We start from the raw sequence: 17617 nt of genomic DNA, 5'->3' as shown, positions 1-17617 counted from the left end.
CCTGCCAAACCTTAAAAATGACATGTCAATATTTTAAAATATCACTTATTGCCAACAACAATAGCCCAATAACACATCCAAAACAATCAATAAACCAACAAATACAAGACTAGCCCCACCCAACAAGTCATATGTTAAAACATACAAACAACGCAAAATAAATGTGTTAATACATTATAATTACATCAATATAATTTAATATTTTTTATAATGAAAAAACTAATCTTTTCACTTATTGTATTAAAAAAAAAGGGGGGGGGGGGAGGTATAATGTTATACCAACAAGAAGCCATGGATACAACAAGTAAAACAGTAGATACAAATACCTTTGATATCTTATAGATTAGAATATTAACCTTTAGTCAGATAGATTATTACTTCAGTCTGACTCCTATTAAAATTACGCTATGAAAAAAACAAACTTATTATTTATCCTATTAATCACACTATTCTCGTGTTCTAAAGAGGAAACTCCTGAAGTTCCTTCGTACATCGAAGGGCACTATAAACTTGTAGGAGTAGATGCACCATCGTTTAACTCAGACATCAATTATAACGGTAAAATAGAAGGCTTCTATACCGAATTCACTACTGGAGACAATGTTTTCTTAACAAATAATAGAAATAAATTTCTTCATCTCGGTTTAGGTAAAGACTATAATAATAAGCCAGCAGCAGTTTTTCTTTTTCAGGTTCCAGGACAAGTTTTAGACATCAAAGAGATTCCAGACAAATACTTTGACAAAAACATGAGTAGAAGGTGGTATGCAACAGCAGAAAAAACTCTTTGTCCATATGACAACAATGGTGCTATTAAATTTAATTTAAACGGTGATAACAGTGGTAGTAGTTATGGTGGAATTAATCAAATTATATATCACAACAATATGCTTATTATCTCCATCAACTCAATATATTACAACCAAAAGAAAAAAGCAAGTGAATTAATTAAGCTAAAATTAATATACAAGTATCTTGACAATGATATAGACAAAGCATCTAAAATAGCTCCGTCAATCACACTAGATAAAGACGACTTCACTGATAAATAATTATCAAAACTTTAATGGCGGAGTGAAGTATCAACATATACATGATTAACCCTTCAAAAACGCATATTCCCCAGCGACAAAAGATCTATTCGCACAATGCCACAATCCAGCAAAACATTAGTGATCTATATGGCATCGGATAATGATCTCAAAGGGAATGCAATGGTAGACCAATGGTTTTAGTTGTACCAGGAGAAGAACCTCCTGCTCTTAATAAGGAGAATCCATCAAGATATATGGACTAAAATAATAACAGTTAGAACAATTGAACACAACTTCAATTGTTCTACTTTTTTTAATACTTAATACTTACTACTTATGAAATATTTATTTAAAATAATTGGTTGTTTAATTCTTTTCAACTCTTGTAAAACAAATGAAGATCTAAATAATATACCAAACTATATTCTTGGGGACTACAAGATGGTAGCATGGGAATCTTCAGAAAAAATTGATATTAATAAGAATGGAAAATTTGAAGATCTTCTTACGGAATTTGAATCTTCAGGATACGGATTAGGCTTCGATCCAAGCTCACCTCAATTTAAACTTTCTATTTACAATAGTATTGGCCGTACATATTTCATTTATGAAATACCTAAAGCTGTTGTTGACCATATCGAATACCCAAATAATGTTGCTTTAGATTATGAATATTGGAATATAGATAGTAAAGAATGTAATCGATCTATAGATCAAAGTCTTCTTTTTAAAACACACATTACAACAAAGGGAAATAAGAATGACACCTTTAATTCAATACAATTCAAGAATGACACAATTATAATAGACATGACAGCCGAAATTACGAATCTCGAAGACCCTAGGGCTGTTTACATAACTGATATGAAATTATATTATAAGAAGGACAAACAATAAGTAGTACTATGCACTCAAAAAGTACGAGCAAATAAATACCTCATTACTATTTTGAGACATCTATTCTTCTTAAAAACATTTAATTAAAACAAAGATGAAACACCTCCTATTTATTGTCTTTGCTATCATATGCTTCAGCTGTAAGCAAACTGACACCTTAAAACCACAAGCCAGCGAGACATTAGTGATCTATATGGCTGCGGATAATGTTCTAAAAGGCAATGCGCTGTTGAATGTATATGATATGGTAGAAGGCATAAAGGAGGATCAGAAGATCGTGGTTTTTATGGATAAAGGAGACAAAAGCTCTTACCTTATGGAGCTAAACAAAAAGAATGGTACGGCTATCCACCGACAAGTAGTTAAACAATATCCCGATCAAAACTCGGCGGATAGCCATACCCTCCATCAGGTACTTAAAGAGGTAATCGAGAGATATCCATCCCAGCAGTATGGATTGATATTATGGTCACATGGAACGTCATGGTTTCCTGTGCCGAAACCGAAGACCAAATCATTCGGTGTAGACAAGCAATCTACTATGGAGATCCATGATCTCGCAACGGCATTGCCAACCAAATTTAAATATATCCTTTTCGATGCCTGTTTGATGGGAAGTGTAGAGGTGGCTTCAGAACTACAAAACAATACCGACTACCACGTTGCATCACGGTTATCTTGCTCGATAGTAGGGTTGACACACGATGCCGAGCGAAGCTCAGCGTTCCCAGCGGTTGTCCCATCCCGTGCCCATCAACCAGATCAGTGATAATCCGTGGATATATTTCCCTTCGTGATATATTTCATACACGTCATCCATTCCACATCCAATACGACATGGTTTGTGCCAATTCATTGGCACGAGAGGGATACCTCCACCGCTGGGAACGCCGAGCTCCAGCTCGGCATCGTGCCACAAGAGAGCGACAACTTTAGGATTCATCTGCGTACTATGTTGACAAATAATGGGGGCGGACTTACAGCCCTCGTGTATTTCTTTTTATCTATCCCCAGCGCTTCGCACTGGGCTATGTTCTATTTCCCTTTCAGGGAATGTTGCAGCATAGACAAAATCCGTAGTGTCTTAATGGTTCTTTTAACCGTGTGCATCAACCAGATCAGTGATAATCCGTTTAATCCGTGGCTATATTTCCCTTCGTGATATATTTCATACACGTCATCCATTCCACATCCAATACGACATGGTTTGTGCCAATTCATTGGCACGAGAGGGATACCTCCACACACATCATAAAATCCAACACAAACCATGTACACAAATAAATCATCGAGCAGAGATTGTATGCGATGCAGAGTCGCACGGCGTACCAATGAATTGGCACAAACTAAGCAAATCCACTTCGATGGGATAGACAGGATTGGTTCACACCTTCGACCTTAAGGCAAAGAGTAGTTTCTATCCCCTGTACTTCACTTTCAGAGCAGAAATAGTATTAAAAACAATTAAATAAGAAAGACTATATATGATCTATCTCCGAATACTCCCTACGAAACAATAAATATATATGTCATTTTAAATTCAATTTAAAACACAAACACCTGCCAAACCTTAAAAATGACATGTCAATATTTTAAAATATCACTTATTGTCAATAACAATAGCCCAATAACACATCCAAAACAATCAATAAACCAACAAACACAAGATTAACCCCACCCAACAAGTTATTTGTTAAAATACAAAAACGATATAAAACACATGTGATAATACATTATAATTGTATCAACATAATTTAATATTTTTTATGATGAAAAAATTAATCTTTTCACTTATTGTTCTAGGGGGGGTATAATGTCGTGCCAACAAGAAGCAATAGAACCAACTAGTCAAGCAGTAGATGCAAGTGCTTTTGAAATCTTGCCTACCATTTCTCAGAGCGAAGCACAAACCAAATTCGCTAAGATTCTTTCTAAAGCAGTGTACAATGATGAAGGTGTTCGAGGCTTTATTCAAAGAGAAGCACTAAAGCAGTTCGATTGTGACTATGATATTCTTTATGGTAAAATAAAGAACAAAGAAGTCAAAGAAGGACTCACTTTTAAACAAGCTCTAGATGTATACGCTGAGGATGCAAATACATTGGATCAGATCGAAAAAAGTGCTCCGCTTATCAATATTTTACTTCCAAACCTAGAATTTGCAGGTGGAATGAGTGCAGAAAAATGGGATATCTCAAATAACCGCATTGGTGTCGCAGCAGAAGCTGGAAACACTGAAAATACCGTTTATGGTAATGGAGAAAAGGTATACTATATTGGGAAAAATGAAATCCCAAAATTTCCGTTACTTGTAGTCAAGAACAATGAGAGAATGATTGTAAAAACTCCTGCAACAAAGTCTACCGAAGCAAAATACGAATTTGCAAAAAATTCATACAACCCTAATTATAACAATTCGAAATCTACGAAATGGTCTGAATGGAGAGAACAGAATGTTTCAAGAGGAGGGGACACTTTAGATTATCTTTCAGGAAAACGTATATACTCTAGATTGATTGAAGCATATAAAAAAACAAACACTCCAATATGTCAACGTGATTATGTATATTACAATATTAAAAATGATTCGAAACTACTTAATCGAAAAAAGAATATTGAAGAGAAATTAATTCAATTCCGAGTTAATGGAAGTCTTTGTGATGATTTAATTAATGATAATAATAATTTACATCCGACTACTGGAAAAATATTACTTGAAAATAATGATCCAAAATTTACAAGTTTTACCGTGGAAAAAAGATATGCAAGTTCAAGTGAGATAATAAAAGGAATCTGGACAGAAGGTGCATGGGAGTTCGTTCTAATATTAAAACATCAATGGCTTGATGGGTCAACCACACAACAACCATATTCATTTTCAGTAAAGGGGGAAGATCTATTTGATATTATTACAGTTTCTAACGATAGAACAATTCCAACATGGTTTAATCATAGTGAAAACAATTATCAAATGAGGACCAAAGATAAGAACCGAATTACATCAAAATGGTTTAGGCCAAACGGGGAATATGGAGTATGGCTTTTTGAATGGGATATTGCAAAAGAATCAACAACAGTAGCTTGGGTATTAGTTGAGCAAGATTATAACAATAACAAATTTGAGACTGAAGTTGAAACAACATTTACTCGCCAAACAACTTGGGATTTTAAAGCTGGAATTTCGGCTAAAGTCAAAGAGCTAGTTTTTAATCTTTCAGGAGGTTATAATAACAATTATGGTTCTGTGATTAAAACAAAAACAAAAATATCGATTAAAGAGTCAGATGACGTAATTGCAAAAGGAGATATGAAATACCATCATCCATTGATTACAAAAAAAAGACCAGTTGTTGAGAATCACTATCCAGTAGAACCTGTTTGCAATGGGAATACAGCGTTTATGATAATTCAACCTGACTTAAGAAACTAAGAACATGACAAAATATTGCATTCTACTTCTTTCTATATTTTTCTCATGCAAAAATGAGGATCTAACAACAGCAAAGGAAGATCTCCCCATGGAAATGAGAGGCCTTTATAAACTGATTGAAGCTAAAACAGAAGAAACATATCATAATTCAATTGACATCAACAATGACGGTATTGAATCAGTTGATATTCTTGGACAGATCATGAACAGTTACTGCACTATTAATATCAATAAACCCGCATTATTTTCAGTTGTCACATCAAATACTATATTTCTAAAATTTCCGAGATCGAGTAAATACAGTTCAGCAAAAAGCACTTGTTTTACTAGAGACCTTACATGGAGATATACAGCACAACGATATGTACTTAATAGAAATATAACTTTAGATCTTGACAATGTAAATTACAATGATGGTTCATGGAGCAAAATTAAGTACAAAGATGGAATAATTTCAGCTACATACCAAGCTGATTTCTATGACTTTAAAGAAGATAGATTTACAAATCTTATAGTCAATGTAAAACTTAAGAAACTAACTTACGATCAAAACAAAGCCTCTATGGTTGCTAAAAACACGCCCATAACCTACTCTAAGGATTACCCTAAGAAATAATTCAAACGACCTTGTAGTTCAAAATGGAGCTACAAGGTTTCTTTATTTATCCCTTATAAAGAAAATACGATCTAGTTATGAAACACCTCCTATTTATCAGCTGCAAGCAAACAGATCGTTCAGAACCACAAGCCAGCGAGACATTAGTAATCTATATGGCTGCGGATAATGATCTAAAAGGCAATGCGCTGTTGAAAGTGTATGAGATGGTAGAAGGAATAAAGGAGGATCAGAAGGTCGTGGTTTTTATGGATAAAGGAGACAAAAGCTCATACCTTATGGAGCTCAACAAGAAGAATGGTACGGCTATCCACCGCCAAGTGGTTAAACAATATCCCGATCAAAATTCGGCGGATAGCCATACCCTCCATCAGGTACTTAAAGAGGTAATCGAGAGATATCCATCCCAGCAGTATGGATTGATCTTATGATCACATGGCTCATCTTGGTTTCCAGCTCCGAAACCCAAAACCAGATCATTCGGTGTAGACAAGCAATTTACTATGGAGATCCATGATCTCGCAACGGCATTGCCAACCAAATTTAAATATATCCTTTTCGATGCCTGTTTGATGGGAAGTGTAGAGGTGGCTTCAGAACTACAAAACAATACCGACTACCACGTTGCATCACGGTTATCTTGCTCGATAGTAGGGTTGACACACGATGCCGAGCGAAGCGTTGCGTTCCCAGCGGTTGTCCCATCCCGTGCCCATCAACCAGATCAGTGATAATCCGTGGATATATTTCCCTTCGTGATATATTTCATACACGTCATCCATTCCACATCCAATACGACATGGTTTGTGCCAATTCATTGGCACGAGAGGGATACCTCCACCGCTGGGAACGCCGAGCTCCAGCTCGGCATCGTGCCACAAGAGAGCGACAACTTTAGGATTCATCTGCGTACTATGTTGACAAATAATGGGGGCGGACTTACAGCCCTCGTGTATTTCTTTTTATCTATCCCCAGCGCTTCGCACTGGGCTATGTTCTATTTCCCTTTCAGGGAATGTTGCAGGCAAGTTTTGATCATAATATACCAATAACATCAACATATCTTAATAGCTATCCCCTAGCATTCAAACCACTGTTTGGTTCTCTGTTTAAAGAGTGTTGCGATACAGTTGGCTTACCTTTTGGTGCTATTTTGGTAAGGGAAGGGTAACTTAAAGGTAAGTTAAGGGTAAGTTTAGTATAGGGATGGTACCTATGAGGTGTAGGGATGGAGGCAGGAAAGAGGATGGGATATGGGTACGAAAAAAGAGATAACAGGATGCTATCTCTTTTTTTATGTTGATTAAAACCAATCAAACCCGTTGGTAGATGGGTTTTTTCTATTGTAGAAAAGGGTTGTTCTGCTTTTCGTTGGCGATGGAGGTAGCGATGCCGTGTCCTGAATAGATGGTTGTCTGTTCGGGAAGAGGCAATACTTTCTCTTTGATTCCATCAATCAGCTGTTGGTGGTCGCCTTTGTATAGATCAGTACGTCCAATACTACCATTAAATAGTACATCTCCACACACCATAAAGTGATCTTCTGGACTATAGAAGATGATACTTCCTGGCTCATGACCAGGGACATGGATGGTGTCTAACTCACTGTTACCAAAGGTAATTTTGTCGCCTTCGTGGATCTCTTTTTCAATCGCTGGAGCCGATGGTACTTCAATACCAAACATAGCACCTTGGGATGGACCACGTTCCATGATCTCTTGTGAATAAGGGTGTGCTTCGACAGGAAGATCCCATTTTTTAGCCACAAAATCATTACCCCAAATATGGTCAAAATGGCCATGTGTATTTATGAGTCGTACTGGTTTCAACGATTTTCTTTCGATAAAGTCCACCAGTTGTGCCTCTTCGGCTGGATTAGAACAACCCGGGTCGATAATAACACATTCCAGTGTTTCGTCCCAAATAACATATGTATTTACCTGTACAGGGTTAAAAGTCAAGCATGCAACATTCATCATAACGTATCTATTTTTTATTCTCTACCTTTGAGCATCGGAACGAATGAAAAGGCTCCGTGATTCTCTGTTTGAAATTGGTCGCCACATCGTCTTATCTTGATCATCTCTTGATCTTTTCCTTCGCCAACAGGCACCACCATAATTCCACCATCTCCTAGTTGTTTTAAGAGTTGTTGTGGTATTTCGGGGGCAGCAGCAGTGATTAGGATTCGATCGAATGGTGCGATGGTGGGTAGGCCAATATAACCATCCGCATAGTATAAACGTGGACGGTATGTTAATTGTTCTAAGAGCTGTTTGGATTGCTCATGCAGTGGAAGGTGACGCTCGATGCTAAAGAGATTGGCTCCCATATCACATAGCACTGCCGATTGGTAGCCAGATCCGGTACCAATCTCCAACACTTTCATACGTGGAGCAACTTCTAATAGAGAAGTTTGGGCAGCCACGGTGAAAGGTTGGGATATTGTCTGTCCACAACCAATAGGGAAGGCCATATCTTGATAAGCATATCGAAGAAACGACGGCTCAATGAATAGGTGTCGCGGAACGCGAAGCATAGCCTCCATTACTTTAGGGTCAAAATTCCCTTTATGTGCAAGCTGTTGCACCAATCTTTTTCTTAAACCTCGATGTTTTATGTTATCCATTACCACGCATTAAACAGTAGAGAACATATTTTTAAAGCAACCGAAAATAAGAAATTTAATTCATATCTAAGAATAGAAGTGGTAAAAATGGCTATAGAGGTGCTGTTTGGTAAAGATTAAGGTAAGATTACGTCCATACGATATGAATAAGGTCGATTATATCTCGCCTCTATCGATGGCTTGGACAATCAATTCGATCAGGTAGTCCTCGCCATAAGGGTCGTATTTTGATTTGAGGTCTTGTCGGAATATTCTAGCTACGGATTGCCAGATGAAGGCTGTGAAACCACCACGAAACTCTTTGATGATATGGTATGAGGTGAGGTTTACCTCTCGGTCGATTAGGCGGATCAATATGCGCCCTTCACTCATTTTCATCTTTCGGATCATCGGTTCGTACTCTTTAAGCAGTGCTTTTTCGAGTCCTTTGGCAAATCGACGACGGTCGCGCTTCTTGTTATATTTGTTGTATTCCTGTTCATACTCGGCTACGACTACTCTCGCTTTTTTGGCTAAGGGGTATACTTTTTTTACCTTACGTACCAAGCGATAATACTTTCGCCAATAGTTACGGCTGTAGTTCTGATTTACACGAACTTCGGGCAGTAGCTGTGGTTTCGAAATGAGCGTATCAGACACACCGACATTGTGGATCGAAATAGGGGCTTTCTCTTGTGCTATCCCTCTTCCAACCACTCCAATGAAAAAAAGCAGTATCATGTGTCTAAATCCTCTCATTTTCCTTCGGTTTTCTTGAAATACAAAGATATCAATGAGAAACAATATAAGGAAGAAATAATAATCATACCTTAAATTGTGATAATAAATTATATTTGTAGATAGACAGTATTCAAAAAAGATAATCGCATAACCCATGAAAAATTTTCAACTGAATGTGACTTCAGAGATCGGGAAACTAAATGGTGTGATTCTACACACTCCCGGAATCGAGGTAGAGAACATGACCCCAGAGAATGCGGAGAAAGCATTATATAGCGATATATTAAATCTATCTATCGCACAGAAGGAGTATGCTCAATTTAAAGGAGCACTTCAGAAGGTAACCAATGTTTTCGAAGTAAAAGATCTATTGGCAGAGACACTTCATAGCCATGATGCTAAGGCGTCGTTGTTAGAGAAGATCTGTTGTGAAGAGAAATGTTTCGATATTATCGATGAATTGAAGGAGATGCCTACGGATGAATTGGCTCGACAGCTACTTCAAGGGGTTCCTATTCAAAGAGATAATCTAACCAACTTTTTAACGGAGGATCGTTTTGCTCTTCGCCCATTGCATAATTTCTTGTTTACGCGTGATGCGTCGATGAGTGTTTGGGACAATGTGTTGATTGGTAAGATGGCCAGTAAGGTGAGAGAGAGAGAGAGTTTTGTGATGGAGACGATCTTTCAATATCATCCGACCATAAAGGCCAGTACGGTAAATCCATTGACTGCGAAGCGTAAGTTTCCATTAGATCCACGTGTCTCTATCGAAGGAGGAGATGTACAGGTTGGCGCAGAAGATCTGTTGGTGATTGGGTGTGGTAGTAGAACGACGACCTATGGTATTGATTTTATCATCGAGACACTGAAGCAGAGAAAAGATACCCCAAAACATATTATCGTTCAAGAACTTCCTCATACACCTGAATCATTCATTCATCTGGATATGGTGTTTACTTTCTTAGCAGAGGATAAGTGTATGGTTTATGAACCATTGATTTTGGGACGTAATAAGTATCAGACGATCCATATCGAGATCGATAACGGTAAGGTGAAGAAGATTGAGACGGAAGAGAATCTACTGAAGGCATTGGCAAAGAGAGGTATTCACCTGGACCCAGTTCAGTGTGGAGGAACAGCTGACCGTTGGACTATGGAGAGAGAGCAGTGGCATAGTGGTGCTAATTTCTTTTCGTTTGCTCCAGGTAAGGTGATTGGTTATGCCCGAAATGTGCATACGATAGAGGAGATGAATAAGCATGGTTTTGAGGTGATTCCAGCATTGGATTTTATTGTAGGAAAGAGAGATGTCAACGACTATGAAAAGGCGGTAGTTACGATCGAAGGGTCTGAATTGGCTCGTGGTGGTGGTGGTGCTCGCTGTATGAGTATGCCTATTCAGCGTGAGAAATTCACTTGGAAATAGTTAATACCAATTACATCTATAAATGAGCTATATCCTTGTGTTCTAATTTGTTTATCCGTTTGGTGGCAAGAGTGTCTTGAGATCAGGGTTGATGAATGACACCATAAGATGGTTAAGGATTTTTGTATAAAACAATAAAGCGCATCCTCATAGTTGTTGACTATATAGGGTGCCGCTTTATTTGTTTTAATGATCAGGGAGGGGTCTAAATCTTCTTGATCTTTATGGTTTGTCCAATAGATAGCGATCTTGCATTACGGATGCTATTAAGGCTCTTAATAGAGCTCTCAGTAACTCCGTTGTACTTCTTCGCGATCTTCCATAGGGTGTCGTTCTTTTTCACGGTGTAGTAGACGTATTTTCCAGAACTAGACTTAGAGCTAGAAGCTGTTTTATTGCGATAACCTCTTGCTCCAATCGCTTGTTGCTTTTGGGTAAAAGACTTTGTGTTAAAGCCTTTATAGTAGCTATATTTTGAGGCAGGGACGTAGATTACGAGCTTCTGTCCTACACGGATCATGTTACGGCGAATGTTGTTCCAGTAGCGAAGGTCACTACTTCTAACATGAAACCATTCGGCAATGTATCCCACGTTGTCTCCATTCTTCACTTTATAGTATACTTTCTTTTTCCCTTTGATGTCTCCGTGGGCATATTTAGATGACCCTAATGATTTTGGTTTCATCAATCTGTTGTTCGGGAAATATTTGTTTCTATCTAGTGCATAGATGTGTGACTCTTGGTCGATGAAGTCTCCAACTCTTTCCGCTGGAAGTCTTAACATGTACGTATCAGTAGCTGTTGCAGGGATTACATCTTTACGATACTGAGGATTCAACTCACGTATCATATCGATCGGGATGTTCATCTTGGTTGCCACCTGCTGTAGGTGTAGATAGTGATCGACGGTGATGGTATCCGTAGCTAGTGGTAAGACGCGTTTGTTTGGTGTGATTCCATATTCATCGGCATAGTTCATGATGTATGTTGCAGCGATGAATGAAGGCACATAACCTCTTGTCTCTCTTGGTAGGCGATAGTATATCTCCCAGTAGTTACGTGCTCCACCACAACGACGTATGGCTTTGTTTACATTCCCTGGTCCACAGTTGTATGCCGCAATAACTAAATGCCAATCTTTGTAGATGCTGTATAGGTCTTTCAAGAATTTGGCTGCTGCTTCAGAGGCCTTGTAAGGGTCTCTTCGTTCGTCGACATAGCTGTTAATACGAAGTTTATACTGTTTTCCTGTGTGGTACATAAACTGCCATAATCCAGATGCACCAGCTCTAGAGTAAGCTCTAGGGTTCAACGAAGATTCGATGATCGGAAGATATTTCAGCTCTAAAGGCATGTCATAACGATCTAAAACTTCTTCAAACATTGGGAAATAATACTCTGATAGTTGCAGTAAGTTTGCAATCTGTCTCTTGCGACGTACGGCATATAAGTTGACAAAATTCTTTACGGTCCCGTTATAAGATAGATCAATAAATGAGTTGATATTTTCGAACTGTTTGATGTATACACTGTCCGATAACATTCCTTTTAATACCTCTGATTCGTCGATCACATGGTCAAGTCCATTGATGGTGTCTTGGTTGAGTGGTTCGAAAGATGTCAAACAGTTGGTTCTCCATTGGATGACCATTGAATCTAATCGGTCGGTAAAGATATCGGATAGATCTTCATCTACCTTCACGTAAGACCACTGATAGGTTCCATCGAAGTCTAGCTTGTCTACGGACTTGATCTTAATTCTTTGTAGTGAATCAGCATCTACACTTTTGCTCTTGTTGTAGTCATTGGCCGTGACTGGAGAAAAGGAGATGAAAAGAGATATAAAAAGAAGAATATATAACTTCATTATTGTCTATTGAGTGAGGTTAAAATTTGAATTGTACACCCACTCCCATTTGGTCTGGAGTGGCATAGGGTTGAACATCCATCGAAAGATTATCGCTGATATCAAAAGTAGAGAAGTGTGCATCAATACTGGCATCAATGATATTCAGTAGATAAAGTGCTGCCATACCTACGACGTTCAAATCTCTATTACGTTTGTAGTAAGACATACCAGATTCTAGCTGTCTTAGTAGGTACTCTTGCTGTTGTGGATCTTCAAGGTTAACGTTTGGATTTCGAATCAACTGCTGCAAGTAAGCAAGTTCTTCGGGAGTCAATGAGCTATACTCTTTAGATAGAATCTGATATCCTTTCTTATAGTCTTTGTATTGACCGTTGTTCCATGTGAATCCATATGTCATGGCTGCAAAACCACCATAAATTAGTGGAAGTTTCCAATATTTATGGTTGTAGATCTGTCCAAGACCAGGAACAAGTGCTGACATAATAGATGCCTTCTTAGGAGAACGAGGAATCATACGAAACTGAGGCTCAAGCTCTGTAGTATCCATAGGAAGTTTGACACTATCTGCAACGACTACAGAAGCTGGCATCACCTCCTTTTTCTCTTGACCAATGGATTGAATTACCACTGAAAGAAGTACTACACATGTGATCAAAATACGCTTACTGAAACTATTCATCTCCATCTAAAGATCTACCTATTTAGTTTTTGTTTGGTCCAATATAGAAATAATACGCTCCAATTCCTTAGGATCGTCAAAAGGAATTACAATTTTCCCTTTTCCTTTGTCATTCATTCTGAAATCCACCGTCGCATCGAAATAAGAACGAAGATGTTGTTGAAGTGAACCAAATTCTTGTGGGAAAGGGTCTCTTTTAGCTGCGGGATTCTTTGGAAGTTCACTCTCTTGCTCTCCTTGATTGTATTGGCGAACAAGCTCCTCTACTTTTCGTACAGAGAGACCTTCCTCGATGATCTGATGGTAAAGTTCGACTTGGAAATCTTCATCATCGATGTTAATGATAGCTCTTGCGTGTCCCATGGATAGGGCTCTCTTCTGAAGGCCATTCTGTATTACCACAGGAAGCTTTAGAAGACGTAGGTAGTTGGATACCGTAGCTCTTTTTTTGCCTACCTTATCGCTAAGGGCATCTTGGGTCAAATTACATTCGTCAATTAATCGCTGGTAGCTTAATGCCACCTCTATAGCAGATAGGTTTTCACGTTGTATGTTCTCTACCAATGCCATCTCGAGCATCTGCTCATCGCCAACTTGTCTAATCCAACAAGGAACGGATGTTAATCCTGCAACTTGAGAGGCTCTAAAACGTCTCTCACCAGCAATTATTTGGAGCTTACCACCTCCGATTTTACGTAGAGTAATAGGCTGTATTAGCCCCAACTCTTGAATCGAAGTTGCTAATTCAATAAGTGTATCATCATCAAATTCGGTACGTGGCTGAAAGGGGTTTGCCTCAATCTTATCTATGTCCACATGGGTGATAGATGAAGATGGATCATTCACTAAATCAGCATCATTGATTAATGCACCCAAACCTCTACCTAAAGCATTTCTTTTTGCCATAATTACTCTATCCTGAACGGGTATATATTTAAACTGTAGCTAAGCTACTATTATTAACAATTATTTCGCGAGCAAGTTCTAAGTATTGTTTTGCTCCCGTTGAATTAGCATCATACTCTATGACTGCTTTGCCATAACTAGGAGCTTCACTCAACTTAATATTTCTTGATATCACGGTCTTAAATACCATCGATTTAAAGTGTGTCTTTATCTCTTCATATATTTGATTCGCTAAATTTAATCGTGAATCATACATGGTCAGTAAAAACCCTTCGATCTCTAAAGTGGGATTCAGTCGACTCTGTATAATTTTGATGGTGTTAAGAAGTTTTCCTAATCCCTCTAAGGCAAAATATTCGCTCTGTACAGGTATTACAACGGAATCCGCAGCGGTAAGTGCATTGACTGTGATTAGTCCCAAAGAGGGAGAACAGTCAATGATGATAAAGTCATAATCATCCCTTACCTCTTCGAGGACCTTCTTAAGAAGTTTTTCTCTATTGGCTAGTTGAAGCATCTCGACTTCAGCACCGACCAAATCGATATGTGAAGGGACCAAGTATAGCCCTTCGATGTCGGTCTCTTTAACGATAGTTTTTGGGTCTAGCTTATCTACTATACATTCATAGATGGTAGACTCAACTTCACTCAAATCAAAGCCTAAACCAGAGGTAGCATTCGCCTGAGGATCTGCATCAATAATTAAGACCTTCTTCTCTAATACAGAAAGGCTTGCAGCCAAATTTATTGAAGTGGTTGTTTTACCCACCCCTCCTTTTTGATTCGCTAACGCAATGATTTTACCCATAGTAATTTGAATTATTCCATCATTAAAACGTGTAAGACATCCAGTGTGTGCCTTCTTTGTTCAAGTAAACAAAAGTAAGATATTTTTTGCAAAATGACCTATAATGGGTCGACATCTATAATAATCGAGACATTCTTGTTCGATGAATGTGATAGTACATGAGAGATAATCTTTTCAATCAGTTTCTTTGCCGCTGAAATCGAATAGTCTCTTTCGTACTTTAGGATTATCTGTTTTTGGTAACTATTCTGAACCCTACTTAACAATGGATATTCAGGACCAAGAACACGATCGCCAAACTGCTGTCGGAGGACATAGGCCAGTTGATTAGCAAAAGTATCTACGATATTCTGATACTTATGTTTAACCATAATCGATACCATCCGGTAGAAAGGGGGATAGTGGAACATCTCTCTATCTTTTATTTGTGAACGATAGAGCGATGGATAATCCCCTTTGATTACATCATTAAATAGTGGGTTGGTTGGGTCGCTTGTCTGTATAACCACCTTACCGCCACCATGAAGACGTCCTGCCCTGCCACTGACCTGTAGCATTAATTGGAAACTTCTTTCGTATGCTCTAAAATCGGGAAACTTAAGGATGGCATCCGCATTAATGATACCCACAACGGCTACATTAGAGAAGTCAAGCCCTTTGGTGACCATCTGTGTACCGATGAGTATATCAGCTTCATGCCTTTCGAAGGAACCGATGATATGATCGAATGCATTCTTCTTTCTTGTGGTGTCGAGGTCCATACGTAGAAGCTTTGCTTCAGGAAACAACTCTTTTATCTCCGCCTCTATCTTCTCGGTGCCGTGACCTATGTCTTTGATCTCTTTCCCATGACATGTAGGGCATGCTTTTGGGAAATACATCTTATAACCACAGTAGTGACACACCAATGAATTATCAGCTTTATGATATGTAAGACTCACATCGCAATGCAGACATTTAGGGGTCCAACCACAACTATTACATTGAACAAACAACCCATAACCACGTCTATTTTGAAATAGGATGACTTGCTTCTTATTCTCTAGGCTTTGCTTTATCTCTTCGACAAGGACAGGGGTGAAAGCCCCCTGCATGGATTTTGTTCGTTTCGCTTCAGAGATATCCGTGATGACAATCTCTGGAGGAACAATATCGTTATATCTTTGGGTCAATGTTACTAGGCCAAACTTACCACTCTCTGCATTATAGTATGTTTCAACCGATGGTGTTGCAGAACCTAATAGTGTTTTACACTGGTGAATATGAGACAACACAATTGCTGCATCACGGGCATTATATCTTGGAGATGGGTCGTACTGTTTAAATGAGGATTCATGCTCTTCATCAACAATAATCAACCCAAGCCTTTTGAATGGCAGGAATATAGCTGAGCGAGCTCCGAGGATTACTTGACACTCACCCTCTGTATTAGAGGGGTCATAAGCATGCATCTTCTCCCACAACTCAAGCCTCTCATTATCTGAAATACGACTATGGTATATCGCCACTCGATTGCCGAAAACGCTCTTTAAACGACGTATAATCTGTGTGGTCAACCCTATCTCTGGCAATAGGTATAAGACTTGCTTATTTTGCTTTAAACAGTCCGCAATTAAACGTATATATATCTCGGTCTTTCCACTTGCTGTCACTCCATGAAGTAAGACGACCTGTTTCTCAAAAAAGTTATGTAGAATCTCTTTGTAAGCCGTCTCTTGAACCTCTGATAAACAAGGGAGTGTTGTCTCCGTAGAATGAGCATTAATCAACTCACGCTCTTCTACTTCAAAGAGTTCAATGATCCCCTTTTGAACAAGTGGTCGTACACCGCTATAAAGCTGTCTTTTTTTGATTTCATCTGTCGAAAATCCATAAGCCCAGTTGTCGTCTATACGACACTCATCCATCATATAGACCATTAGCTCTTGCTGTTTGGGTGCTCTAGAGAGCCCCTTTAGCACCATCTCTAGCGTTTTCAAATGTCTATATGAAGAAGATAGCCGCACCATCTTAACCATTCTTTTTTGGACTCCTCTAGCGGAACCATCACATGAGAATACGCTTTCTCGCATTAAAGAAGAGACGATTTGGTATACCTCCTCTTTACCGAATTCCTTTACTAATTTCGATAGCTTAAGGTCGCGATCACCAAGTGCATAATAGTAGATCTCTCTGGTTTGGTTATCCCACTGCTCCACTCTTTGTGGTTCAACCTCTTCATCAACCGAGATTCGAGCATCGGCATCTAAACGCAGTGATGCAGGAATGGCTGCTTTCATCACCTCTCCAATAGTACATTGATAGTAGTTGGCAATCCAAGACCAGAAGTTTAATTGAATATCACTAACAGAAGGTGTCGTATCTACGATAGATACAACCGCTTTCGTTTCGTATCCTTCAGGTTTATTGCCATGTAGCTTAAGTACAATCGCAACAATAGGCTTGTTTCGAAATGGCACAACAATCCTCTTACCAACTTGTATCTGCCCACTTAACAATTCGTCGTAGTGATAAGTAAAGGCAGATGCAAGTGGAAAAGGCACCACTACATCGACATATAAACTTGAACTATTCATAATTCACACATATAAAAAAAGGG

15 protein-coding genes and 1 pseudogene are annotated in these 17617 nt (G+C 38.6%); 8 read left to right on the top strand and 8 right to left on the bottom strand.

Annotation, left to right across the window (positions count from 1 at the left end):
* The first annotated feature begins 407 nt into the window (after positions 1-407).
* From K5X82_14855 to K5X82_14825, 7 genes and pseudogenes are all read left to right on the top strand, one after another.
* Positions 408-1052 (top strand): hypothetical protein, encoded by a 645-nt coding sequence (locus K5X82_14855; GenBank protein QZT36523.1) that lies wholly within the window; start codon positions 408-410, stop codon positions 1050-1052.
* Positions 1053-1370: 318 nt separating this feature from the next.
* A complete protein-coding gene (locus tag K5X82_14850) occupies positions 1371-1931 on the top strand; it encodes a hypothetical protein (GenBank protein QZT36522.1) in 561 nt (186 codons plus the stop codon).
* A gap of 94 nt (positions 1932-2025) precedes the next feature.
* On the top strand, positions 2026-2700 hold the full coding sequence (locus K5X82_14845) for a hypothetical protein (GenBank protein QZT36521.1): 675 nt from the start codon (positions 2026-2028) through the stop codon (positions 2698-2700).
* Positions 2701-3744: 1044 nt separating this feature from the next.
* Entirely contained in the window at positions 3745-5361 is a 1617-nt protein-coding gene (locus K5X82_14840) for a hypothetical protein (protein QZT36520.1), read from the top strand.
* 4 nt (positions 5362-5365) lie between these two features.
* A complete protein-coding gene (locus K5X82_14835; protein ID QZT36519.1) occupies positions 5366-5977 on the top strand; it encodes a hypothetical protein in 612 nt (203 codons plus the stop codon).
* A 77-nt stretch (positions 5978-6054) separates the two neighbouring features.
* A complete protein-coding gene (locus K5X82_14830) occupies positions 6055-6408 on the top strand; it encodes a hypothetical protein (protein QZT36518.1) in 354 nt (117 codons plus the stop codon).
* Positions 6409-6411: 3 nt separating this feature from the next.
* Positions 6412-6708 (top strand): annotated as a pseudogene (locus K5X82_14825) (hypothetical protein).
* 609 nt (positions 6709-7317) lie between these two features.
* Here the strand turns inward: K5X82_14825 and K5X82_14820 are convergent.
* The 3 genes from K5X82_14820 to K5X82_14810 all read right to left on the bottom strand — a co-directional run bounded on the left by K5X82_14820 (position 7318) and on the right by K5X82_14810 (position 9344).
* Positions 7318-7956, bottom strand: a complete 639-nt coding sequence (locus tag K5X82_14820) for an MBL fold metallo-hydrolase (GenBank protein QZT36517.1) — start codon at positions 7954-7956, stop codon at positions 7318-7320.
* Positions 7957-7970: 14 nt separating this feature from the next.
* Positions 7971-8606, bottom strand: coding sequence for a protein-L-isoaspartate(D-aspartate) O-methyltransferase (locus K5X82_14815; GenBank protein QZT36516.1), 636 nt, complete (start codon positions 8604-8606; stop codon positions 7971-7973).
* A 156-nt stretch (positions 8607-8762) separates the two neighbouring features.
* The gene (locus K5X82_14810) at positions 8763-9344 is read right to left on the bottom strand and encodes a DUF4294 domain-containing protein (protein ID QZT36515.1); all 582 of its coding nucleotides are present in this window, start codon (positions 9342-9344) and stop codon (positions 8763-8765) included.
* Between the two features lie 136 nt (positions 9345-9480).
* Between K5X82_14810 and K5X82_14805 the strand changes: the two genes are divergently transcribed.
* Positions 9481-10755 carry an arginine deiminase gene (locus K5X82_14805; GenBank protein QZT36514.1) on the top strand — a complete coding sequence of 425 codons (1275 nt, stop codon included), beginning with the start codon at positions 9481-9483 and terminating at the stop codon, positions 10753-10755.
* Between the two features lie 205 nt (positions 10756-10960).
* Here the strand turns inward: K5X82_14805 and K5X82_14800 are convergent, their stop codons facing one another.
* The 5 genes from K5X82_14800 to priA form a co-directional block, all read right to left on the bottom strand.
* Complete coding sequence (locus K5X82_14800) at positions 10961-12622, bottom strand: transglycosylase SLT domain-containing protein (GenBank protein QZT36513.1); 1662 nt, start codon at positions 12620-12622, stop codon at positions 10961-10963.
* Between the two features lie 19 nt (positions 12623-12641).
* Positions 12642-13304 (bottom strand): hypothetical protein, encoded by a 663-nt coding sequence (locus K5X82_14795; protein ID QZT36512.1) that lies wholly within the window; start codon positions 13302-13304, stop codon positions 12642-12644.
* An 18-nt stretch (positions 13305-13322) separates the two neighbouring features.
* Entirely contained in the window at positions 13323-14210 is an 888-nt protein-coding gene (locus K5X82_14790) for a ParB/RepB/Spo0J family partition protein (protein ID QZT36511.1), read from the bottom strand.
* A 28-nt stretch (positions 14211-14238) separates the two neighbouring features.
* Positions 14239-15018 carry an AAA family ATPase gene (locus K5X82_14785; protein QZT36510.1) on the bottom strand — a complete coding sequence of 260 codons (780 nt, stop codon included), beginning with the start codon at positions 15016-15018 and terminating at the stop codon, positions 14239-14241.
* A gap of 98 nt (positions 15019-15116) precedes the next feature.
* Positions 15117-17594 carry a primosomal protein N' gene (priA, locus tag K5X82_14780; protein ID QZT36509.1) on the bottom strand — a complete coding sequence of 826 codons (2478 nt, stop codon included), beginning with the start codon at positions 17592-17594 and terminating at the stop codon, positions 15117-15119.
* Positions 17595-17617 lie beyond the last annotated feature (23 nt).

The organism is Prolixibacteraceae bacterium, from assembly GCA_019856515.1.
Classification (GTDB): Bacteria; Bacteroidota; Bacteroidia; order Bacteroidales; family Prolixibacteraceae; genus Halosquirtibacter; species Halosquirtibacter xylanolyticus.
The sequence above is the reverse complement of the archived record's forward strand: the minus strand, read 5'-3'. Positions and strand labels throughout refer to the sequence as shown.